14 protein-coding genes are annotated in these 23,027 nt (G+C 55.4%); 9 read left to right on the forward strand and 5 right to left on the reverse strand.

Features of this window, described 5'->3' with window-relative positions:
* Positions 1-10 precede the first annotated feature (10 nt).
* A complete protein-coding gene (locus tag MKX63_RS20005) occupies positions 11-5,719 on the forward strand; it encodes a HAMP domain-containing protein (RefSeq protein ID WP_341019520.1) in 5,709 nt (1,902 codons plus the stop codon).
* Between the two features lie 116 nt (positions 5,720-5,835).
* Here MKX63_RS20005 and MKX63_RS20010 read toward each other — a convergent pair whose 3' ends face one another.
* Positions 5,836-6,873 carry a LacI family DNA-binding transcriptional regulator gene (locus MKX63_RS20010; RefSeq protein WP_445323558.1) on the reverse strand — a complete coding sequence of 346 codons (1,038 nt, stop codon included), beginning with the start codon at positions 6,871-6,873 and terminating at the stop codon, positions 5,836-5,838.
* A 266-nt stretch (positions 6,874-7,139) separates the two neighbouring features.
* Here MKX63_RS20010 and MKX63_RS20015 point away from each other — a divergent pair, with 266 nt between their 5' ends.
* From MKX63_RS20015 to MKX63_RS20025, 3 genes are all read left to right on the forward strand, one after another.
* Positions 7,140-8,672: a DUF5605 domain-containing protein gene (locus MKX63_RS20015; protein WP_341019523.1), complete on the forward strand. Its 1,533-nt coding sequence runs from the start codon at positions 7,140-7,142 to the stop codon at positions 8,670-8,672.
* 1 nt (position 8,673) lies between these two features.
* Positions 8,674-9,711, forward strand: a complete 1,038-nt coding sequence (locus MKX63_RS20020; RefSeq protein ID WP_341019525.1) for a Gfo/Idh/MocA family protein — start codon at positions 8,674-8,676, stop codon at positions 9,709-9,711.
* 143 nt (positions 9,712-9,854) lie between these two features.
* Positions 9,855-10,520: a serine/threonine protein kinase gene (locus tag MKX63_RS20025; RefSeq protein ID WP_341019527.1), complete on the forward strand. Its 666-nt coding sequence runs from the start codon at positions 9,855-9,857 to the stop codon at positions 10,518-10,520.
* A gap of 60 nt (positions 10,521-10,580) precedes the next feature.
* On the opposite strand, the gene MKX63_RS20030 is transcribed toward MKX63_RS20025, so the two are convergent.
* The gene (locus MKX63_RS20030) at positions 10,581-11,477 is read right to left on the reverse strand and encodes an AraC family transcriptional regulator (RefSeq protein ID WP_341019529.1); all 897 of its coding nucleotides are present in this window, start codon (positions 11,475-11,477) and stop codon (positions 10,581-10,583) included.
* 621 nt (positions 11,478-12,098) lie between these two features.
* On the opposite strand from MKX63_RS20030, the gene MKX63_RS20035 reads away from it, so the two are divergent.
* The 4 genes from MKX63_RS20035 (at position 12,099) to MKX63_RS20050 (ending at position 19,427) form a co-directional block, all read left to right on the forward strand.
* A complete protein-coding gene (locus MKX63_RS20035; RefSeq protein WP_341019531.1) occupies positions 12,099-15,599 on the forward strand; it encodes a DUF5107 domain-containing protein in 3,501 nt (1,166 codons plus the stop codon).
* A 21-nt stretch (positions 15,600-15,620) separates the two neighbouring features.
* Positions 15,621-17,585 (forward strand): glycoside hydrolase family 2 protein, encoded by a 1,965-nt coding sequence (locus MKX63_RS20040; protein WP_341019532.1) that lies wholly within the window; start codon positions 15,621-15,623, stop codon positions 17,583-17,585.
* A 28-nt stretch (positions 17,586-17,613) separates the two neighbouring features.
* Positions 17,614-18,900, forward strand: coding sequence for a cellulase-like family protein (locus tag MKX63_RS20045; RefSeq protein WP_341019533.1), 1,287 nt, complete (start codon positions 17,614-17,616; stop codon positions 18,898-18,900).
* 131 nt (positions 18,901-19,031) lie between these two features.
* Positions 19,032-19,427 carry a DUF488 domain-containing protein gene (locus MKX63_RS20050; RefSeq protein WP_341019534.1) on the forward strand — a complete coding sequence of 132 codons (396 nt, stop codon included), beginning with the start codon at positions 19,032-19,034 and terminating at the stop codon, positions 19,425-19,427.
* A 70-nt stretch (positions 19,428-19,497) separates the two neighbouring features.
* Here the strand turns inward: MKX63_RS20050 and hmpA are convergent, their stop codons facing one another.
* Entirely contained in the window at positions 19,498-20,679 is a 1,182-nt protein-coding gene (gene hmpA, locus MKX63_RS20055) for an NO-inducible flavohemoprotein (RefSeq protein WP_341023139.1), read from the reverse strand.
* 164 nt (positions 20,680-20,843) lie between these two features.
* Here hmpA and MKX63_RS20060 point away from each other — a divergent pair, with 164 nt between their 5' ends.
* Positions 20,844-21,329, forward strand: a complete 486-nt coding sequence (locus MKX63_RS20060; protein ID WP_341019536.1) for an RrF2 family transcriptional regulator — start codon at positions 20,844-20,846, stop codon at positions 21,327-21,329.
* Between the two features lie 92 nt (positions 21,330-21,421).
* Here the strand turns inward: MKX63_RS20060 and MKX63_RS20065 are convergent, their stop codons facing one another.
* Both MKX63_RS20065 and MKX63_RS20070 read right to left on the reverse strand, forming a co-directional pair.
* A complete protein-coding gene (locus tag MKX63_RS20065; RefSeq protein WP_341023142.1) occupies positions 21,422-22,279 on the reverse strand; it encodes an Rpn family recombination-promoting nuclease/putative transposase in 858 nt (285 codons plus the stop codon).
* Positions 22,280-22,510: 231 nt separating this feature from the next.
* Positions 22,511-22,942 carry a hemerythrin domain-containing protein gene (locus MKX63_RS20070; protein WP_341019538.1) on the reverse strand — a complete coding sequence of 144 codons (432 nt, stop codon included), beginning with the start codon at positions 22,940-22,942 and terminating at the stop codon, positions 22,511-22,513.
* Positions 22,943-23,027 lie beyond the last annotated feature (85 nt).

Consider the following 23,027-nt stretch of genomic DNA (forward strand, 5'->3'; position numbering starts at 1 on the left):
GGTTGATACTATGAGCGATGACAACCAAAACAAAGAAAACCAGGGCGATGGAATAGACGCCGGCGAACTGCTGAGCGCCTTGATGGCGATGAAGAAGGGCAATTTCTCCCACCGGATGCCTTATGACCGGACGGGGCTCGCCGGTAAGGTAGCGGATACGTTCAACGAGATTATGGATATTCAAGAGAGTCTGGTGAACGAGGTTCAGACGGTGGCCAGAGTGGTCGGCAAGGAAGGGAACCTGTCCAGACGGTTCGTGCAGAAGAATCTGGGCGGGTCCTGGGAGACGGTGACCGATTCCTTGAACGGCCTGGTGATTGACCTGATTCAGCCGACCAGCGAGATGGTCCGGGTAATTAACGCCGTGGCCAAGGGCGATCTGTCCCAGCAGGTGGAGCTGGCGATTGAAGGACGGCCGCTCACGGGCGAGTTCCAGCGGACGGCAAGCAATATCAACAGGATGGTGAACCAGCTGAGCACGTTCGCCTCCGAGGTTACACGCGTGGCGCGTGAGGTGGGTACCGAAGGGATTTTGGGCGGACAGGCTGATGTGAAGGGGGTCTCCGGTACTTGGAAGGATCTGACCGACAGCGTCAATTATATGGCGACGAATCTTACGGATCAGGTACGCAATATCGCGGCGGTGACCACAGCCGTGGCGAACGGCGATCTGTCGAAGCAGATTACGGTCAATGCGCGCGGCGAGATTATGGAGCTGAAGAATACAATCAACACGATGGTGGATCAGCTCTCTATGTTCGCCTCTGAGGTGACCCGGGTGGCGCGTGAGGTCGGGACCGAAGGCAAGCTTGGCGGACAGGCCGATGTGAAGGATGTCTCCGGCACCTGGCGGGATTTGACCGAGAGCGTCAACTATATGGCGTCCAACCTGACGAATCAGGTGCGGAATATCGCGGTGGTGACCACGGCGGTTGCCAACGGCGATCTGTCGAAGAAGATTACGGCCGATGTGCAGGGTGAAATTCTGGAGCTGAAGAACACGATCAATACGATGGTGGATCAGCTATCGACCTTTGCTTCCGAGGTGACCCGGATGGCGCGTGAGGTCGGTACGGAAGGGATTCTCGGCGGGCAGGCTGACGTCAAGGGCGTGTCCGGCACCTGGCGGGATTTGACCGAGAGCGTCAACTATATGGCGTCCAACTTAACGAATCAGGTGCGCAATATTGCAGAAGTGACCACGGCGGTAGCCAAGGGCGACTTGTCAAAGACGATTACTGTCGATGCGAAGGGCGAGATTCTGGAGCTGAAAAGCACCATTAACATCATGGTGGACCAGCTCAGTAACTTCGCCTCCGAGGTCACGCGCGTGGCGCGCGAGGTATCTACGGAAGGGATTCTCGGCGGGCAGGCCGATGTGAAGGGGGTCTCCGGGACCTGGAAGGATCTGACCGACAGCGTGAATTTCATGGCGGGTACGCTGACGGATCAGGTGCGAAATATCGCTGAAGTGACGACTGCCGTGGCGAAGGGGGATCTGTCCAAGCAGATTACGGTGAATGCGACCGGCGAGATCCTGGAGCTGAAGAACACCATTAACACCATGGTGGAGCAGCTGTCGATCTTCGCTTCCGAGGTGACGCGCGTGGCGCGCGAGGTCGGCACTGAAGGGATGCTGGGCGGACAGGCGCAGGTGAAGGGCGTAGCCGGAACCTGGCGCGATTTGACCGAAAGTGTGAATTACATGGCGTCCAACCTGACGAATCAGGTGCGCAACATTGCGGTGGTAACGACAGCGGTGGCGAACGGCGATCTGTCCAAAAAAATCACTGCGGATGTGCAAGGAGAAATTCTGGAGCTGAAGAACACGATCAATACGATGGTGGACCAGCTCTCCATGTTCTCATCCGAGGTGACGCGTGTAGCGCGCGAGGTGGGGACAGACGGCAAGCTCGGCGGTCAGGCGCAGGTGAAGGGTGTAGGCGGCACCTGGAAGGACTTGACCGAAGGCGTAAATAACATGGCCCGCAATCTGACGGACCAGGTGCGCAATATTGCAGATGTGACCACAGCGGTAGCCAAGGGCGATCTGTCCAAGAAGATCACCGTAGACGTCAAGGGCGAGATTCTGGAGCTGAAAAATACGATTAACACGATGGTGGATCAGCTCTCCATCTTCGCCTCCGAGGTGACGCGTGTAGCGCGTGAGGTGGGCACGGATGGTAAGCTGGGTGCGCAGGCCGAGGTGAAGGATGTCTCCGGCACCTGGAAGGATCTGACCGATACCGTCAACTTCATGGCGAGCAACCTGACGATTCAGATGCGCAACATTGCCGGTGTAACCACGGCGGTAGCGAACGGCGATCTGTCCAAGAAGATTACGGTAGATGTCAAAGGCGAATTGCTTGAGCTGAAGAACACGATCAATACGATGGTGGATCAGCTGAATTCGTTCGCCTCCGAGGTAACGCGTGTAGCGAGTGAGGTCGGCACGGACGGCAAGCTGGGCGGACAAGCCCAGGTACGCGGTGTCGGGGGGATCTGGAAGGATCTGACCGACAACGTGAATATCATGGCGACCAATCTGACCGATCAGGTGCGCGGCATTGCCAAGGTCGTGACGGCGGTGGCGAACGGTAACCTGAAGCAGAAGCTGACGGTTGAGGCCAAGGGCGAGATTGCCGAGCTGACGGATACGATCAATAACATGATCGAGACGCTGGCTACCTTCGCGGATCAGGTAACTACCGTGGCACGCGAGGTTGGAGCCGAAGGGAAGCTGGGCGGACAGGCCAGCGTGCCGGGAGCTGCGGGTACCTGGCGTGATCTGACCGACAACGTCAATTACATGGCGAGTACGCTGACCACACAGGTGCGGGCCATCACCAATGTGGCTACAGCAGTGACTAACGGCGATCTGTCACGGGCAATTGATGTATCCGCCTCCGGGGAGGTTGCTACGCTCAAGGATAACATCAACGAGATGATCCGTAATCTGAAGGAGACGACCCGGATCAACACCGAGCAGGACTGGCTGAAGACCAATCTGGCCAAGTTCTCGCGGATGCTTCAGGGGCAGCGCGATCTGTATGCAGTCAGCCGGATGATTCTATCCGAGCTGGCTCCGCTGGTATCGATGCAGCATGGCGTCTTCTACATTAATGAGCCCTCCGGCGGGGAAGCTGTTCTGAAGCTGTTCGCCAGCTATGCTTATCAGAACCGCAAGCATCTGGCGAATGAATTCCGTGCGGGGCAAGGGCTGGTCGGCCAGTGCCTGATTGAGAAGCAACGGATTCTGCTGACCAATGTTCCGGGCGATTATGTGATGATCTCGTCCGCACTGGGCGAAGCGACGCCGCTCAATATCATTCTGCTGCCGATCATCTTCGAGGATCAGGTACTGGCGATTCTGGAGCTGGCGAGCTTCCGGCCTTACAGCGATATCGACATCGCCTTCCTGGATCAGCTTACGGAATCTATCGGCAGTGTGATCAACACGATGCAGGCTAACCAGCGTACGGAGGAGCTGCTGATTCAGTCCCAGTCGCTCACCGAAGAGCTGCAGAAGCAGCAATTGGAGCTGCGGAGCACGAATGACGAGCTGGAGGATAAGGCGAAGCTGCTGGTGCTGCAGAAGGCAGAGGTAGAGAGCAAGAACCATGAGGTAGAGGTGGCCAAGCGTTACCTGGAGGAGAAGGCGGAGCAGCTTGCCCTTACCTCCAAGTACAAATCCGAATTCCTGGCCAACATGTCCCATGAGCTGCGCACGCCGCTGAATTCCTTGCTGCTCCTGGCAGAACAGCTGGCCGAGAATCCGGATGAGAATCTGCATGAGCTGCAGGTGAAGTTCGCGAAGACGATTCAGGACTCGGGGCTTGAGCTGCTGAACCTGATTAATGATATCCTCGATCTGTCCAAAATCGAATCCGGCACGATCACGCCGGATTTCAGCGAAGTCTCGCTTACGGAGCTGACGGACGGGTTGGACCGTACCTTCCGCCATATGGTGGATGCCAAGAAGCTCGACTACCGGATCAAGATTGATCCCGGTGTACCGGCCAGCATCGCTACGGATTCCAAGCGTCTGCTGCAAATCCTGAAGAACCTGCTGTCGAACGCTTTCAAGTTCACCGAGCAAGGACAGATTATGCTGCAAGTCCGCAAAGCGGCGGAGGGGTGGCATCCGGATAATGAATCGCTTGAACGGGCGACAACCGTAATCTGCTTCTCGGTAAGTGATACGGGGATCGGCATTCCGGCGGAGAAGCAGCAGATTATTTTCGAAGCGTTCCAGCAGGCGGACGGCAGTACGAACAGGGAATACGGCGGAACGGGTCTCGGGCTTGCCATCTCCCGCGAGATTGCCGAGATGCTCGGCGGAGAGATTAGCTTGTATAGCGAAGTAGGCAAGGGGAGTGTATTCAACCTGTACCTGCCGACGGAAGCGGAATTCACAGAACCGGAGCCGCCGAAGGCTCATGTTCCTGAGGTCATTGATATCACTCCGGCCAAACGCAGAAGCAGCCTTGTCAAGCCGGAAGAGGAGCCCTTCGCGGATGACCGCGATAGGATTGAACCGGGGGACCGGGTGTTCCTGATCGTTGAGGATGACCAGAAGTTCAACGAGATCATTGTGGGGATGCTCCATAAAAAAGGAATCAAAGCGGTTATCGCCACCAGCGGCTGGGATGTCCTGGAGCTGGTTCAGAAATACCAGCCGTCGGCCATCACGCTGGATCTGCATCTTGGCGGAGATACGGACGGCTGGCTGGTGCTTCAGCAGCTCAAGCATGATATCGGGGTACGGCATATTCCGGTCTGCGTAATGACCGTGGATGAAGACGAGGTGCAGCTGCTGCAGAAGGGGGCTTACGATTACTTCCGCAAGCCCGTGACGAATGAGGAGCTGGAGAGTGCGCTGGACCGGCTGAATCAGTTCGCGGATCATACCACGGCCAATCTGCTGGTCGCCGTCCAGGATGAACAGGAGCGCAAGCATATAGGCGAGCTGCTGGACAACCCGGATCTTACGCTCACGGCCGTAGAGACCGGGCGCAAAGCCTTGAACCAGTTGAACAGCAAGACGTTCGATGCGATCGTGCTGGACAGCAGCCTGGCGGACATGAATCTGATTCGTTTCCTCCGGGAGTTGTACAAGAACGCCAGGAACAAAAAAATCCCCGTGCTGGTGCAGATGAACCGGAAGCTGACGCCGGAGGAAGAGACCGAATGGGATGAGCTGGCGAAGATGGCGGTGCTCAAAGAGGTGAAGTCGGATGCCCAGCTGATTGATGAATCCACCCTCGCCCTGCACCGCAAGGCAGAGAATCTGCCCCCGCTCTCCAGAGACAAGCTCGTGAAGCTGTATCAATCGGATGAGATGATCGAGTATAAAAAGGTGCTTGTAGTGGATGATGATATCCGTAACATCTTTGCGCTCACCTCCATTCTGGAGCGCCATCAGATGAAGGTGATCCCTGCGGAGAATGGCTTGGATGCGATCACGCTGCTGGAGCAGACGCCGGATATCGGCATTGTCCTGATGGACATTATGATGCCGGGAATGGACGGCTACGAGACAACCCGGGCGATCCGGGAGAAGCCGGAATGGAGGGACCTCCCGATACTTGCGCTTACAGCCAAGGCGATGAAGGGGGACCGGGAGCTGTGCCTGGAAGCAGGCTGCTCCGATTATATTACCAAGCCGGTGAACAGCGGACAGCTGTTATCGATGATGCGTGCTTGGCTGGACAAATAGAGCAGGACGAATAGGACGGATGATGCAGACAGAAACAGGAGCCAACCCCTTAGCCGCGATCAGGCGGTTAGGGCGGGCTCCTGTTTTTTTGCAAATACGCTGTGAATGTAGCTTAATTAATCCGCAGAGGGTTCGAGCCGCCGGCAGGAAGCTCTCTCGATAAAAAGGGTGTCGACTTTGACCTTGGTGCTGACTGCGGGCTGCCGGTGAAGAGAAGCGGTGAACAGATCTACTGCCCACGCGGCCATCCGTTCTTTCTCCACATGAACCGTGGTCAGCTCAGGGGTTACAATCTGTGATTCATTGATGTTATCGAAGCCGATGACGGATACATCCTCCGGGACGGAGAAGCCCAGTTCGCCGAGTGCCTTGATCGCGCTGATGGCGATATAGTCACATTCACAGAAGAAAGCGGTGGGAAAAGGCTGGCCGCTGTCCTTCAGTTGCTGCAGCTTGTCCCGCAGCGGCCCCTGGGAGGAAAATAAGGTCGGCGGCACCGCCAGCATACTGCTCCGGGGAATCTCCACCTGCGTCTCCGCCATGGCATCCATGAACCCGCGCTGCCGTTCCCCGAAGTTATGAATCCGCTCCTCGGATGCAATATAGCCGATCCTCCGGTGTCCGTGGCCGGCCAGATAGGTGCCCGCCTGATAAGCCCCCATATAATTATTGATCTCGACAAAATGCACAGGCAGCGCATCGAAGCAGGTATCCAGCACAATCAGGCCGGGCAGCTTGTCCGCGATATCGGCTATTCTGGCCGCATCCAGGCTGGTCCCGAGCAGAATCACGCCGCTGGTGGGCTCCTCCATCACCGATTGAATGCCCTGCTCATAGTGCTTCTCTTCAATCGCGGAGAACATCAGACTGTAGCCCCCCATCCGGCAGCGTTCCTCGATATGATGAATCAGCTCCCGGAAGAAGGGCTGCTGATAATACTCTTCATGAACGAGTCCGGCATTGGTGAACACCAGGAACCGCAGGGTGGTGGGGTTCGCTTCAGCGGCGGCCGCTCTTCCCCTGCCGGTATATCCATAGGTCTCCGCCAGGCGCAGAATTCGCCCGCGTGTCTCCGGACCGACCCCCGGCTTCCCGTTCAGCGCCAGCGAGACAGCCCCTTTGGAGACCCCGGCCAGCCGGGCAAGCTCTTCCATATTCAATGACAAGACCTCCATTTCACATCTTAGCTTAAGTATGTTTAGTGTAAGGGAAGGTGCTAATTTTAGCAATGAAGCAGGTTTTGAGTCTTATTGTTTAGTAATGTTTAGTTTAAGACAATGTTATTGACGATAATTATAAGGTGATGTAGGATTGCCTTATAATAGATTTAGAGTTAAATGATCTGATTTTGTTTAGTTATTGTTTAGTTCGATGTTGCTAATTGTATAGCTGAGGATTCATACAGAAGGGAGCAGGACTTATGGCTAATCCGAAGGAAGCAGGGCAGGCTGAAGTATTCCAGGGGAGGATTTCCGTATCGGTGCCGGACCAGACCTCACAGTGGGGGGGGTGTGAAATTGTACTGCAAGGAGGCCCTGCAGGGGGCAATCCGTTTACGGAGGTAGCGCTGCAGGCGGAATTTTCGAAAGGAGACCGTTCGGTTCTGGTTCTGGGCTTCTATGACGGGGACGGGGTGTACCGCATCCGCTTCATGCCGGAGCATCAGGGGAAGTGGACGTTCCGGACCAGCAGTAATGCGCCTGCTCTGCATGGAGTTGAGGGAGAACTGGAATGCACGGCTGCGGCAGGGGGGAATCACGGCCCGGTCCGGGTGAAGAATACCTTTCATTTTGCCTATGAGGACGGAACGCGCTATCTGCCTATTGGTACTACCTGCTATGCGTGGACGCATCAGGGCGAGGAGATGGAGCGCCAGACACTGGATACGCTGAAAGCGTCCGCTTTTAACAAAATCAGAATGTGCGTATTCCCCAAATCCTACTCCTATAACGAGAATGAACCCGAATATTATCCCTTCGCAGGCTCGGTCCAGGCAGGGTGGGATTACAGCCGGTTCAACCCGGCGTTCTTCCGGCATCTGGAGGAGCGGATTGCAGACCTTGGGGAGCTGGGCGTTGAGGCCGACCTGATTCTGTTCCACCCGTATGACCGCTGGGGCTTCGCAGATATGGGCAAAGAGGCGGATGACCGCTATCTCCGGTACCTTGTAGCCAGACTCTCGGCTTACCGCCATATCTGGTGGTCGCTGGCCAATGAATATGATTTCATGAGCAATAAGCTGCTGGCCGACTGGGAGAGGTACGCGCATATTGTAACGTCGTATGATCCTTACGGGCACCTGATCTCTAACCACAACGGGATTGCCTTCTATGATTTTAACCAGCCCTGGGTTACGCATTGCAGTATTCAGCGTGTGGATGTGTACAAGACCTCCGAGAATACAGACGAATGGAGACAGCGCTGGAATAAGCCTGTCGTGATCGATGAATGTGTCTACGAGGGCAATATCGAGCATGGCTGGGGAAATATTACCGGGGAAGAGATGGTCCGGCGCTTCTGGGAAGGAGCGGTCCGTGGTGGATATGTCGGGCATGGGGAAACCTACCTGCACCCGGAGGATAAGCTCTGGTGGGCCAAGGGCGGCCGGCTGTATGGCACGAGTCCTGAGCGGATTGCTTTTCTGCGGCGTGTGCTGGAGGAAGGGCCTTCAGAGGGGCTGAACCCCTTGCCTTCAGATTGGGATCTGCCCAGAGCCGGGGTGGAGGACGAATATTATCTGTATTATTTCGGGTTCAACCGGCCGGGCTTCCGCCAGTTCACGATGAACCCGGAGATCCGCTACAAGGTGGAGCTGCTGGATACCTGGAACATGACGGTGGAGGTGCTTGCGGGCAGCTATCAGGGAACCTTCAGGGTCGATCTGCCGGGACGGACATATATGGCGGTGAGAATGACGCGCCTGCACGATGAGCATGACTTGGAGGCTAAATAGGATGTGGAAGATTGGTATAGTGGGGGCCGGGTATTGGTCAGACAAGCATTTGCAGGCATGGCAGCGTATCCCCGGCGTTCAGATTCAAGGCCTGTGCGACCTGGATTCGGACAAGCTGCACAGTAAGGCCGAGGCATACGGGATTCCCCGGGACATGCTGTACTCTACGCTGGAGGAGATGCTATCTTCTACTGACATCGATATCGTAGATATTATTACCGCACCGGATACCCATCCTGAGCTGGTCAGACTAGCTGCATGGGCCGGGAAGCATATCCTGTGCCAAAAGCCGTTTGCCCGTTCTATGGAGGAAGCACGCGGGATGGTGGAAACGGCCCGTGCTGCGGGCGTCCGGCTGATGGTCACAGAGAACTGGCGCTGGCTGCAGCCGATTCAGGCGATCCGCAAGCTGCTGGATGAGGGCGAGGCAGGACAGCTCCAGACGATCCGCTATATTCATACGGATTATTATTCACCGCGTTTTGCCCTGGAGAATGAGCTTCCGCAGCCGTTCTTCCGGGAGATGCCGAGGCTGCTGTTCTATGAGATGGGGGTTCACTGGTATGATACGTGGCGCTTCCTGTTCGGGGAGCCGAAGCGGCTGTATGCGGAGACCCGGAAGGTCAGCCCGTATATTGCCGGGGAGGACGCCGGGCTGATTACCCTCGGCTATGAGGATTATATGGGCCTGATGGATATGAGCTGGGCCACCCGGCAGAATCTGCCGGGCAGGCTCACGCTGCCTGTGCTGCCGGATCATAAGGAACAGCTGATTATTGAAGGCGATCAGGCAACGATTAAGCTGTACAGCAGCGGCACCCTCAGCCTGATCGATAACAGCGGAGCCGAGACGGTCGTGTCGGAGAAGAACGGCCTTGATTTTGAAGAGAGTCATTACAGCCTGCAGTCGCATTTCATTGAATGCCTGAACACGGGTGAGGAATTCCAGACGAGCGGCGAAGATAATCTGAAGACGCTGGAGCTTGTATTCGGGACCTACCGGAGTGCGGAGGAGCATGAGGTCGTTCATTTGGCATAGCTCTAAGGGGCGGTATACGAAGAACCGGAGGGCTGTTGTCCGGTTCTTCGCCATGCTTACCGGCAAGATTGGCTGATCGCCCGGGAATAGCGTACACTGGGTGGAAAGAGTCATTACTGAACTTAAGCTGCGGGGTGAGAAGGATGGACAAGCTGCTGGAGCAGATCACGGGCGAGCTGCTGGGTCAGGTTAAAATAGAGAGCGTGAATCCGCTGGAGCCGGTGAAGGTCAGTCGTGTACCGAAGCTCTGGAGGGTACTCGGAACCGGAAATTATGCGGCTGTCTTCTGCCGTCAGGAGGCGGAAGCATACGCAGTGAAGATCTACGCGCCGGGCAGGCCAGGCATGGAGGAAGAAGCAGAGGTGTACCGCTGCCTTGGGCAGCATCCGGCCTTCTCGGAATGCTATTATGCCGGAGCCGATTTCCTGGTCCTCAAAAGGCTGGGCGGAGTTACCTTCTACGATGCCATGAAACGCGGCATACTCATTACCGGACAGGCTATTGAAGACATTGACAACGCGCTTCAGTATGCGAGGTCCAGGGGGCTGCGCCCGCATGATATCCACGCCAAGAATGTGATGCTCCGGGACGGCCGGGGACTGATTGTAGATGTATCGGACTTCCTGAAGGATGACGATTGCAGCATGTGGGAGGATTACAAGCGGCTGTATTACCGGTTGTACCAGCCGGTGGCTTCCCGCCGGGTATTTCCGGTTCCCCGTCTGATTTTGGAGACGGTCCGCAGGGGCTACCGGTTCTGGAGGCGGCGGAAGCGGGGGCGGAGCGGATTCACTCTTTTCCGGAAGTGACAAAGGCTTCTATAGTAGTGCTTACAGGATGTGGACCTCAGTTGTGCATCCCGCACGGCCTCAGCCCTTCGGAATCCGGCGGTAGCTGGAGGGAGAGAAGCCGGAGATTCGCTTGAACAGCCGGGAGAAGTAATAAGGGTCGTTGATCCCTACGGCAGAGCCGACCTCCTTGATGCTGAGTTCGGTAAGATCGAGCAACTGGCCAGCGCGCTGGATTTTGAGCCGCAGGAAATACTCGATCGGGGAGACCCCGGTCCCGGCGTTGAAAATATAGATTAGGTGCTGCTTCGATAGGCCGGCATGCTTAGCCAGTTCAGGCAGGGTGAGGGTGCTGCCCAGCCGTCCGTCCATATACTGGATCGCCTGTTCCAGATACGTCTCCCGCTTCTTCTCCTGAGCTGATTTCCCGGTACTCAGGCCTATCCCGGAGAGCAGCTGCCTAACTGTCTGGGCGATATGCACATGGGTAGCCAGAGCGTAGGTCCGCTCAGCCAGCAGCTCGTAGGCAGGGACAAACCAGTCGATGAGCCGGGCTTTGCCGCTTGGGGCTAGGGCGAGGGGGGCACCGGACAATCCGAACAGCTTCACCAGCCGGTCGGCATGGCTTCCTTTGAAATGGAACCAGTAAATGCTCCATGGCTTCTCCTGCATAGCCCCGTACCGGTGCGGGGTGCCTGGAGGAATAATGACCATATCCCCAGGCTGCATGTGCATCTGCTCCCCGTGGTTCAGCTCCAGCCAGCCCTCCCCCGCTTCACACAAGATCAAGATATGCGACGGGCTGCCTTCCAGGCGTTCTCTGAAATGATAACGTGCATTTGGAAAGTAACCAATGTCTGTAATGAACAAGGACGCGGTCAGCTCCTCCTGCTCCAATTCCTTCATCCAATATTCCGGCAGCACATACAGCTTCTCCTCGATAAACCCTTCCGGCTTGCGGATATGGTCATCATTCATGCCGCTTCCCCTCCTGACAGATCGTATATAAACCAAACGTTAGACATTCTGGTCCAACAAGTAACTTTCCAATCTCTTCCGGCAGGTACCAGCGTATTCATCCGAAGGATTAGAACGGGATAGCCGCTTCCAAAAGAAATGTAAGTGAGTTTTTTGGGAGCTGTAGAGGCTGAATATAGGGAATGCGAAATGCTTGGGTGCTGGGATGCTGAGAATGTTGCAATGCTGAGATGATGAAAATGTTGCACATTTTGCAATTTTGACTCTCGGATAAGGGGGGCAGAGCGGATTGTTGCACAAAATGCAGGAATTTCCCCGTTTGGCCGCCGGAAGGAGGACAGATGTTGCTTTTTGTGCAACATTTCCGGTTTATGGCTGAATTCAGGGGCGGAATGTTGCATTATGTGCAGGATTTAGGAAAAGAGCAATCCGATCGCAAAGAGCGGCTGATCCCCCACCCCAACCAGCGGCCGAGAAAGTGTATATTCACTGCAGTGACGCCCGGAATCTAAGCTTGCACAGAATAAGAATATAATCCATCACTTCCCGCATTTCGTCAATTGGAACCTTCGCGGCCAGAGGCTAGAGTAGAACTATCAAGTCAAGGGAGGCAGTGAAGGCATGAAGCATGCAGGTAGCGGTAAGATGCCGGAGGCAGCGGGGGGCAACACAGATTACGCTGACAACGGGGACAACACGGACAACACGGACAACACGGACAATGCGGATAGAGCGGACCGGGTGCAGGTACGGGAGACAAGTGTGGTCATACCGACCTATGAGGCGGGCGCCGCCGATCCGAATCCTATGTTTCTGGAGAAAAGAGTCTATCAGGGAAGCTCCGGGCGTGTATACCCGCATCCCGTAATTGAGCGCATCTCGGATGTGAAGCAGGATAGGGCATACAAGCTGATTATTCTGGAGAATGAATATCTGCACATAGAGATCATGCCGGAGCTTGGAGGGCGGATCTACCGGGCGCTCGACAAGACGAATAACTATGATTTTGTCTACTATAACCGCGTAATCAAGCCTGCGCTGGTCGGTCTTGCGGGTCCCTGGATCTCCGGGGGCATTGAGTTCAACTGGCCGCAGCATCACCGCCCGAATACGTTCGGGCCCGTTGAATACAAGCTTGAGGCTGCTGCGGATGGAAGCGCTGCCGTATGGGTGAGCGAGATTGACCGGATGCACGGGACGAAGGTTACGGCTGCATTCAGACTTTATCCCGGGAGAGCCTATCTGGAGGTCAATGCCCAGTGCTATAACCGGACGCCGCAGGCGCAGACCTTCCTCTGGTGGGCCAATCCGGCGGTTGCGGTTAATGATCAGACGCAGTCTGTTTTTCCGCCTGATGTTACAGCCGTCTTCGATCATGGAAAAAGGGATGTATCACGCTTCCCTATTGCGACCGGTACCTACTACAAACAGGATTATTCGGAAGGAGTGGACATCTCCCGCTACAAGAATATTCCGGTTCCAACCTCCTATATGGCCTATAAGTCGGATTATAATTTCGTCGGCGGATATGATCACGGTGTCCAGGCGGGGCTGCTCCATGTGGCTAATCATCATATCTCACCGGGAAAGAAGCAATGGACCTGGGGGAACGGGGAGTTCGGGCAGGCCTGGGACCGCCAGCTGACCGATGAAGACGGACCTTATATTGAACTCATGACGGGCGTGTACACCGATAATCAACCTGATTTCACCTGGCTGCAGCCGTATGAGGAGAAGAGCTTCACCCAGTACTTCATGCCTTATAAAGGCATCGGTCTGGTGAAAAATGCCTCGGTAGACGCTGCGGTCAATCTGGAGGTTGATGCGGCATTGGCTAAGGCTGTGGTGAAGGTATACGTGACCACACAGCTTGCACAGGCAGTTATACGCTTAAGCGGAGCCGCAGGCGAGTATCTGCGGGAGACCGCAGATCTGTCCCCGGCAGAGGCTATAGAGCATACGGTCATACTGCACCATGGAGAGCAGGAGCATGACCTCAGGCTGACGGTCCATAGTGCCGAGGGCAGACTGCTGGTTGCCTATCAGCCGAAGCGGCCGGAGATCGAACGCATCCCTGAGGCGGCGAAGCCGCTGCCCGCGCCGGAAGAGCTGCGTTCAGCAGAGGAGCTGTATCTGGCAGGCCTGCACCTGGAGCAGTACCGGCATGCCACCTTTGAGCCGGAGGCCTATTATCTGGAGGGGCTTAAGCGGGACAGCGGGGATGTCCGGCTGAATGTAGCGTATGGAACGCTGCTGCTCCGCCGCGGGCAATATGCGCAGAGTGAGCCCTTGTTCCGCCGCGCCATTGAACGTCTGACCTCTCGTAATCCTAACCCGTATGACAGCGAAGCCTACTATCAGCTGGGGGTTGCCCTGCGCGGCCAGAACCGCCTGGATGAGGCTTTTGCCGCTTATTACAAAGCGGTATGGTCGGCAGCCTGGCAGGATGCGGGGTACTTCTCGCTCGCCCAGATTGCCTGCCAGCAGGGCCGGTATGCCGAGGCGCTGGAGCTGGCGGAGCGTTCGCTGATCCGCAACGCACGTAATTATAAGACGAGGAATCTGAGGTCTGCTCTGCTGCGCAGGCTTGGCCAGCCGGAACAGGCGAGGGGATTCGCCATTGAGACTGTGCAGCTTGATCCTGCTGATTTTGGCGCATATAACGAACTGTCTCTGGCCCTTGCAGCACTGGAGGACCCTGCTGCGGCAGAAGAGACGCTGACAGAATTAGAACGGCTTATGCGCGGTGACGCACACAACTACCTTAATCTTATGGCGGATTATATGGACTGCGGACTGTACCCTGAAGCTCTTGCTGTAGGGAAGAGGGCGGCCCAGCGGAGTAGCTTCGCTCCCGGATCTAAACCCGAACCCAAACTAGAATTGGAATCCCTCCCTCCAATGCTGCATTATGCCCTTGGCGGATTATATGAGCGTACGGGACAAGGTGAGCTGGCACGGGAGGCCCGCCGCAAGGGGCAAGCGGCTTGTCCGCTGCATTGCTTTCCGAACACGCTGTCCGAGCTTGACTGGCTGTTAAGCGCCGTCCGGGCGAATCCCCTGGATGATAAAGCCCACTACTATCTCGGCAATCTCTATTATGACAAGAAGCGGCCGGAGGAAGCAGCGGCGAGCTGGGAGCGTTCGCGTGAACTGAGAGGGGATTTCGCCATCGTTCACCGCAATCTGGCCCTGGCCTATTACAACAAGCAGAACAAGCCTGAGGCGGCGCTCTCCACACTGGAACAGGCCTTCGCCTGTGCACCGCAGGATGGACGGATTCTGTATGAGCTGGATCAGCTGCGCAAGAAGCTCGCGTGGTCTGCCGGGGAACGGCTGGATGATCTTGAGGCACAGCGCAGCCTTGTGGAGCAGCGGGATGATCTGTATCTCGAATATGTTACACTGCTTAACCAGCTTGAACGCTATGACGAAGCGGTTACGGCATTAAGCTCGCGCACCTTCCATCCCTGGGAGGGCGGAGAGGGGAAGGTGACCGGGCAATACCAGTTCGCCCACAGCGGGCTTGGCAGACAGGCACTGGAGAACGGGCAGTATGAAGCGGCGCTTGAGCATTTCCGGCTGGCGCTGGCCTATCCGCATAATCTGGGCGAAGGGAGGCTGGAAGGGGCGCAGGAGAATAATATCCATTATGCTCTTGGCCGGGTATACGAAGGGCTTCAGCAGGAAGACGAGGCTGTCCGCTGCTACAGGGCGGCTTCACAAGGTCTGGCCGAGCCGGCAAGTGCGGTGTTCTACAATGACCAGCCGCCGGAGATGATTTTCTACCAGGGGCTGGCCTGGCAGAGGCTTCAGGAGCCGAAGGAGGCTAAGCGACGCTTCAATCTTTTGATCGATTATGCCGAGCGTCATCTCTTCGACAATATTAAGCTGGACTACTTTGCCGTATCGCTGCCGGATTTCCTGGTGTTTGAGGATGACCTTAACCGGCGCAATGTCATTCATTGCCGCTATATGCGGGGCCTCGGACTTCTCGGATTGGGCCGGTATGCAGCAGCGGCTGCGGAGCTTGATTCGGCTCTGGCCCTGGACCCTAATCATCAGGGAGCCGGAGTTCACAGACGGATGGCCGATCATGTCCTGAACCGGGGACCACTATAAGTAGAAGGAGGACAACAGAGTATGCATACAACAGGACGGCACAGGATTAGCATGGACGAAGGCTGGTACTTTCAGGCGGATACGGCGCGTATAGGGGTGCGGGAGGCATGGCAGATTACAGGCTTGCCTGCTCCAAGGGAGGTTGCGGTTCCGCATACCTGGAATGTGGAGGAAGGTCTGGAGGAACACCGGGGCGCCGGGTGGTATGAGTATAGCATCAGCATTCCTGAAGCGTGGAGCGGCAGCCGGTTCCGCCTGCATTTTGAAGCCGTCTACCGTGATGCGGTGGTCTGGGTTAACGGACGCGAGGCCGGTTCGCATGTCAACTCCGGATATACTGCTTTTGAGCTGGAGGTGACCGCGCATATACTGCAGGGCAAGGAGAACCGGATTACGGTAAAAGCGGATAATTCTCCGTCCGCTCAGGCGCTTCCGCATAACTTAAGCTTCGACTGGGCCGATGATGGAGGAATCATCCGGCCCGTACAGCTTATAGTGACCGGGCAAACGGCAGTCAAGCAGATCCGCGTCTTCCCGGAAGTCCGCTTTGGAACCGCAGACCAGCAGGTGTCCGGCCGTTTACTGGCAGATGTCCAGCTATGCGGCCCCTCTGCGTCAGCGACGATAGAGACCGCTATCTTCAAGGAGGGAGTACAAATCTGGGAGGATCACCGCCCCCTGCCTCCGCAATCCGCGGATTGGCAGCTTGCCGGGATGGAGTGGTTACCGGTGGAGCTGTGGCATTTCGATCATCCGCATCTCTACCAGCTTCAGCTCACCATCCGGGAGGGCGGACAGCTTCATGACGAGGTAACCGTGAACTTCGGGTTCCGTGAGATTGTGGTCAGAGGGCAGGAGCTATGGCTGAACCGTGAGCCTGTCCGTCTGATGGGTGTCGAATGGATGCCGGGTTCGAATCCGGCGGCCGGAATGGCCGAGAAGCAGCAGGATCTCAGCACGATGCTGGAGCGGCTGAAGGAGGCAAATGCGGTGATTACCCGTTTTCACTGGCAACAGGGCAATGAGCTGCTGGACTGGTGTGACCGCAACGGCATTCTTGTCCAGGAGGAAATCCCGCATTGGCAGCAGCCTGCGGAGCCGGATCAGCATACGTTCACGGTAGCCTTATCCCAGGCGAAGGAGATGATCCAGGGCCATTCCCATCATCCGTGTATCTTTGCCTGGGGGATGGGGAATGAGCTGAACGGGCAGTCGGAGACCACCCTCCGGTACATGGAGCAGCTGAAGCAAGCAATCCATACGCTGGATTCACAGCGCCTGATTAACTATGTGAGCAACACGGTCCACCTGAAGCCGCGTAGTGATGCTACGGGAGCCGGGGACCTGCTGATGTGGAATGACTATATCGGAACCTGGCACGGCGAGCTGGATGAGGATGAGGTTATCCGGCAGATGCTGGCGGATTACCCGGATAAGCCGGTGGTAGTAGCTGAATATGGCCTTTGCGAGCCGGTCTACGAAGGCGGAGACCCTAGAAGAACAGAGATCCTTATGCATAAAACAGAGCTCTACCGCAAGTATCCCCAGTTTGCAGCCCTGATCTTTTTCAGTCTGAATGATTACCGCACACAAATGGGAGAAGACGGGCAGGGGAGATGGAAGCAGCGGGTTCACGGTTCGGTGGATGTGCATAACCGGGTGAAGCCTTCATTTGCAGCCTTGCGTGAGATGGCTTCACCGCTCCTGCTCACGAATGCCCCTGTGCAGAACGAACGGGAGCTTGAAGTCACCCTGACATGCCGGAAGGACATTCCCAGCTACGCTGTGCAGGGCTATTATGTAAAAGTATCTGCAGAGGGCGGAGAGGAAGCGGCACAGGTTATCCCAGACATGCAGCCGGGAGAGATTTGTACCCTGAGCCTCAAGCTGCCCGCTGCTTCTGGATCGGAGCTGACACTAACGGTCTATCGTCCGAACGGCTTCAGCGTGCTGGCGCTGGAATTGGGTCAGTACGTGACCCGCTAATTCAACCTAATTTTAAGGAGTGAAAAAAATGGATGCAGTGCTGAGCAGGCTACCGCGCAAGCTCACCCTCACTATGTGGGATTTCTCCTGGTATACAATGACCTTGCCGGGCGAGCCTTATCATGATCTGGCGGCAAGATGTAAGGAAGCGGCAGACAGAGGATACAATACCATCCGGATCTGCGCTATGCCGTTCCTGTTATTCACTGCGGAGGGCAAACGTCCCGGACCGCTGCACTTCGGCAGTCTGGGTGAAGTGGGCCAGCGTACCCGCTGGTATAACTGCCGCGGCGGTGCCGTCCTGGACGGACATGCGCATCTGCTGGAGCTGTTCAGACAGGCCAAGGCGCACGGACTCTATATTATGCTGTCTTCCTGGGAATATCAGCAGAGCCCCAGCTTCCTGGCTTATCCCGCACTGCGTGATGAACTGGCTGCAATTGCCCCTGCAGAGCGGTTCATGACCCTGGCCCGGTCGATGGGCCAGCTCATCAGGTATATCAAGGCGGAAGGCTTTGCCGGTCAGATTGTCTATGCCGAGCTGCACAATGAAGTGGAATTCGGGCAGCTTACCGCTGTGGGTACCGGGCAGGGAATCGGCGCAGCTGACACGCCCAGGCTGGTGGAGGCCATGCAGCCTTATATTGAGGAAGCGGTAGGGTATCTCCGGGAACAGCATCCCGATGTTCTAATCACGGCCAGCTATACTCTGAACGAAGCTTATCCGAAGTCATATGTAGCCCGTAATCTGCAGGTGGCCCACTATCATCTCTATATCAAAGGCGTGCTGAATGAGCTTATGGACGCTGCGGGGTTGAATGATGAGGGGGGAGCCTTTCCGAATGCCTTTGTCCGGTCTATGCTGAGGGAGGATGCCCCGCCCTTCGGGGAATGGACCCTGCCCGCAGGGCAGGAGTGGCGGATGGAGGGTAATCCGGTCGGGATGAAGCTGATCTATTTGCATGATTGGGCCGACCCTGATTTATGGGATCTCTATCTCTATGACCGCTACGGAGCCCACAAGCTGGCGATGCTGCAAAAAGCGGACCTGCGCTTGGAAGAAGCGCAGGAATGGGCGGTACATTCAGGCCTGCCGGTGGTAATCGGCGAAGGCTATGTCGGCTATACCCCGCTGCTTGCAGGCTTCGAGGAGGGGCCGGTCGGGAAATTCATTGCCGAGTATGCGCTGCGTAAGGGGATGGCACTGGGCTTCTGGGGCATGACGCTGTGCTCCAACTGTGCGCCGCATCATCCGTTCTGGCAGGATGTGGCCTGGCAGCAGCGGTGGAACCGGTACATTCTTGAAGCGGAGTAGCAGAGTCAGTGCGGCAGACCGCCAGACCACCAGCTTGTCATGCTGCATCCTCCAGGACAAACAGCCGTTGGAGGCAGAATAGGCTCCGTGGTATATTGGGTGTACTTAGTGATGAGCAGGAGGGATGCAGCATGGGAGAGTCATCCGGCGGGGAAGCCGCTGATGCTCCGTACGCTATAGGTCTGAAGCGGATCTATGAGTCTGCGGAACCCGGAGACGGCTACCGGATTCTGGTGGACCGGCTGTGGGCGCGCGGTGTGACGAAGGAGCAGGCGGCCATTGACGAGTGGATGAAGGCCATCGCGCCAAGCCCGGCGCTGCGTAAGTGGTTCGGGCATCTGCCGGAGCGGTTCGCGGCATTCAAGGAACGGTATACCAGGGAGCTGGAGGAGAATCCGGAATGTGCGGGGCTTGCGGAAGCGATCCGGGAGCGGGCGCTTGAACAGAGGGTCACGCTGGTCTATGCCGCCAAGGACCCGGTCCATAACCATGCGAAGGTACTCTATGAATGGCTGATCTGCGGTTAAAAAAGCACACGGGCCTCTTCCGAATGAACACCCGTTCGGCAGACGGCCCGTGTGCTTTTAGCTGAACAATCTATGCGTTACTTAGCTGCAGCGCCGGTCCGAAAAACTCATAATGAATCTGAGCCTCGGTCATTCCGAGCTTCCGCAGTTCCCCAATCATAGCTTCCATAAAAGGAACAGGCCCGCACACGTAAGCATCTCCGGTAATGTCTACATAGCTCTTCAGAATTTCGCCGGTAATCACGCCATCCGGTCCGCCGGAGTAGAACGTTCGGGTCTTGACGTTGCTCAGCGCCGCCGCATGCTTCTCAATATCCTTACCGAAGGCAGCAAGCGATTCGTTCCGTGCAGAGTGGAGGAAGACAACCGGCCGGTCCGGTGTTACATTAGCCACAGTCTCAAGCATGCTCATCATAGGGGTGATGCCTACACCGCCTGATATAAAGGCTACTGGGGTAGTTACAGAAGTATCCAGCAGGAACTCTCCGGCAGGAGCGCTCACCTCAACGGTATCACCCTCATTCACTCCGTTATGAAGATAGACAGATACCACGCCATTCGGGTCATTCGTTTCCTCGCGTTTCACCGAAATGCGGAATTCATCCGGCTTCGGCGCTTGGGACAGGCTGTATTGGCGGATCATGGTGTACTGCTCTCCAGGGATCAGCACACGGACAGAGATGTACTGGCCCGGCTTATAGTCTGGTACATTCGAGCCGTCGGCCGGCTTCAGATAGAACGATGTAATGCTGCCGCTCTCCTGAACCTTACGCACCACGGTAAAAGGCTTAAAGAAGTTCCAGCCGTTGTCCTGCTCCCGCGCTTCCTTGTACATGCTGTCTTCCACGCCGATGAATGCAGCAGCAATCACTCCGTACGCCGCTTCCCAGGCACTCAGGATCTCATCCGTAGCGGCATCGCCAAGCACTTCCTTGATGGCCTTCAGCAGGAATTCTCCGACGATCGGGTAATGCTCCGGCTTGATACCGAGACTGACATGCTTGTGGGCGATCTGGACCACCGCCGGCAGTATATTCTCAAGGTTGTCTATGTGGACTGCCGCTGCGTAGACCGCATTGGCCAGTGCCGCCTGCTGGCGGCCTTGCGCCTGGTTGGCGTGGTTAAACACATTCAGCAGCTCCGGGTGGGCTTCGAACAGATTCCGGTAGAATACCGAGGTAATGGTGGTTCCGTGCTCCGCCAACACGGGCGCTGTGGATTTGACAATGTCACGAGTCTCTTGTGTTAAAATATCAATCATCCCCTCTCCATATAGTACAAAATTAATATATACGGTTTTGAAGATAAAAGATATATTTAAAATACCACTTTAACAAATTAGACAAAGAATATGATAAACTTTGTAATAAATATCACTTACATTAATCTAAGTTAAAGATAGAACGGAGCATGACTATGAGGCTGACGTTATATACCGATTATTCCCTGCGAATCCTCATGTATCTGGGAGCCAAGCAGCGCGAGGAGTTAACTACAATACAGGATATCTCCAGCGCCTATGGTATCTCCAAGAATCATCTGATGAAGGTTTCCCATGAACTCGGCAAGGCGGGTTATCTCGAAACGGTGAGAGGGCGCGGGGGAGGGATCAGGCTTGCGCTTGCGCCCGGGATGATCAATATCGGGGAGGTCGTGCGCCGGATGGAGGATGATTTCTATCTCGTGGAGTGCTTCAATCCATCAGGCGGCAGCTGCCCGATCTCTCCAGTGTGCAGACTTAAAGGCGTGCTGGGCAAGGCCCTGCACGCCTATCTTAAGGTGCTGGACGAGTATACGCTCGAGGATCTGCTGATGAATCGAGATGATCTGCGTGCCATTTTGCAGGAGCGCAGCAGCGGGGCTAGACAGCAGGATGCTGGATACCAGGACAGCAATAGCTGAGTCAACTATTCAAGAAAGCATCGTGCAGAACATCAGTGAGTTCCTTATTGGACTTATAATTGAGCAAAAGAAACGCATCGGTTCATTCATGGTTAGTATCTCTCAATTTGTGATTTCAAGCTTAAAACTTCTTGCTCTGGGAGGCCTGAGGCTCTAACAATAATAGAGGTTTCCACTCCAAGAGCAAGAAGTTCACGCACCATTGCCTCTGCCTTGTTTCGCTCCCCCTCAGCTCTTCCCTCAGCTTTCGCTCCGTTCATCCGTGAAGCCTCATCCCGCAAGTACTTCATCCGGGCATCATACTCCATACGTGTAGCGGCGTCCTGACTCAGGAACTCCAGCGTATCCATTGCTTTTTTTAACATGGGTTCATTCACGGTCAGCACCTCCCAATTTGGTTGTTCAACACCCTTCAGGAATAACAACCAGTTGATCAGACCTCCTGTTAATGGAACGGCTTGTTCGTCCAGCTTCGTTAATTCCATCACATGAATCTCCAGATCATTGTTCAGCGAAATCCCCGTGTGATCTTCCCGAAGGCGAAACACATTATGATGGCGGTCATTCGGCAGACAGGAGTAGTTCAATATATTAATCGTTACACACTTCTTCAATTGGCTGTAATCGTCGCCTTTTTGAATCTGGTGGTAGTACATCTCGCTCCAGTAGAAAAGTGTCCGCTTCTCCATATTGTATGGATTAAAAAGCTGCATTTCGATGTTGATCCGTTTGCCCTCTGCCGTTTTAGCTTTGATGTCCAGGATAGATTGTTTCTCCGCTGGAGCATCCTTATCCGTGTACGGATTCATTAGTATAATTTCTGTTAGCGGGGGTTCGCCTGCCTCCATGAAGGTACTGTTGAGGAAGGCCAGCAGGACATCCTTGTTATTCTCACTGCCGAAGATTTTTTTGAAGATAAAGTCATTCCGTGCGTCGAGTAATTCCACGATTATCACTCCAATCTTATGTGTTTATTATATCATGGCATAAAACTCATTGTATCCAAAACTGGCCTTTTTGTATCCAAGTCACATTCCAATGAAAAAAAGCCGATCGAATGATCAGCTTCGTTTTTAGAATTTTACTGCAACGGTTGTAACTTCTTAATCTCTGCCACGTAAAGTCCAGATGCCTCGGCAATATTGGATAGCTCTACACCTATTCATCGTCAGAACCTCCCATTAGGATTGGTTTACTCCCTTCTGGAACAGCAGACGCTCTTCATCCCGGCTGTGAATAGCATTCACTGCCAGCAGCGCGTGGAACTGGTGCAGCACTTCTGAGGTGAGGCCGTCTTCGGTGAGCATGCTTTTGACATCCTGCACGATGATCCGCAGTAACTCATGATCCCGCTTCAGCCGGGTAACGGCTTCTTCCAGAGCGGGGTTCTTCGCTGTCACCTCCTGATAGAAGCCGTCCTCTTCCGCATCGGCATGGCTGAGAATCCGCGTCTCCCAGTACTCAATCAAGTGGTCAGCCGCCTGGCGGGCCACCTCTGCTTCCTTAAGCGCCAGCAATTCTTCCACTTCTTCTGTCTTGGCTACAGCGCCGGAGAGCCCGCCCTGATGTATGGCATGATGGGCATGCAGCTGGCGTAGTGAGGGTCCTGACATTCTTCTTCATCCTCCCGTATTATAACTATCTCAGAAGTATCTACTGGCCAGTATAGCATACAGTGCTGCCATGGAATTCCCGCTA

The sequence above is a fragment of the Paenibacillus sp. FSL R7-0179 genome (assembly GCF_038002265.1).
GTDB lineage: Bacteria > Bacillota > Bacilli > Paenibacillales > Paenibacillaceae > Paenibacillus_AQ.

Bases quoted from the DNA above. Each gene is read 5' to 3' on its own strand.
- MKX63_RS20005 (WP_341019520.1), top strand. From the start codon at position 11: ATGAGCGATGACAACCAAAACAAAGAAAACCAGGGCGATGGAATAGAC.
- MKX63_RS20010 (WP_445323558.1), bottom strand. From the start codon at position 6,873: ATGGAAGAGCTTGCCCGGCTGGCCGGGGTCTCCAAAGGGGCTGTCTCG.
- MKX63_RS20015 (WP_341019523.1), top strand. From the start codon at position 7,140: ATGGCTAATCCGAAGGAAGCAGGGCAGGCTGAAGTATTCCAGGGGAGG.
- MKX63_RS20020 (WP_341019525.1), top strand. From the start codon at position 8,674: ATGTGGAAGATTGGTATAGTGGGGGCCGGGTATTGGTCAGACAAGCAT.
- MKX63_RS20025 (WP_341019527.1), top strand. From the start codon at position 9,855: ATGGACAAGCTGCTGGAGCAGATCACGGGCGAGCTGCTGGGTCAGGTT.
- MKX63_RS20030 (WP_341019529.1), bottom strand. From the start codon at position 11,477: ATGAATGATGACCATATCCGCAAGCCGGAAGGGTTTATCGAGGAGAAG.
- MKX63_RS20035 (WP_341019531.1), top strand. From the start codon at position 12,099: ATGAAGCATGCAGGTAGCGGTAAGATGCCGGAGGCAGCGGGGGGCAAC.
- MKX63_RS20040 (WP_341019532.1), top strand. From the start codon at position 15,621: ATGCATACAACAGGACGGCACAGGATTAGCATGGACGAAGGCTGGTAC.
- MKX63_RS20045 (WP_341019533.1), top strand. From the start codon at position 17,614: ATGGATGCAGTGCTGAGCAGGCTACCGCGCAAGCTCACCCTCACTATG.
- MKX63_RS20050 (WP_341019534.1), top strand. From the start codon at position 19,032: ATGGGAGAGTCATCCGGCGGGGAAGCCGCTGATGCTCCGTACGCTATA.
- MKX63_RS20060 (WP_341019536.1), top strand. From the start codon at position 20,844: ATGAGGCTGACGTTATATACCGATTATTCCCTGCGAATCCTCATGTAT.
- MKX63_RS20070 (WP_341019538.1), bottom strand. From the start codon at position 22,942: ATGTCAGGACCCTCACTACGCCAGCTGCATGCCCATCATGCCATACAT.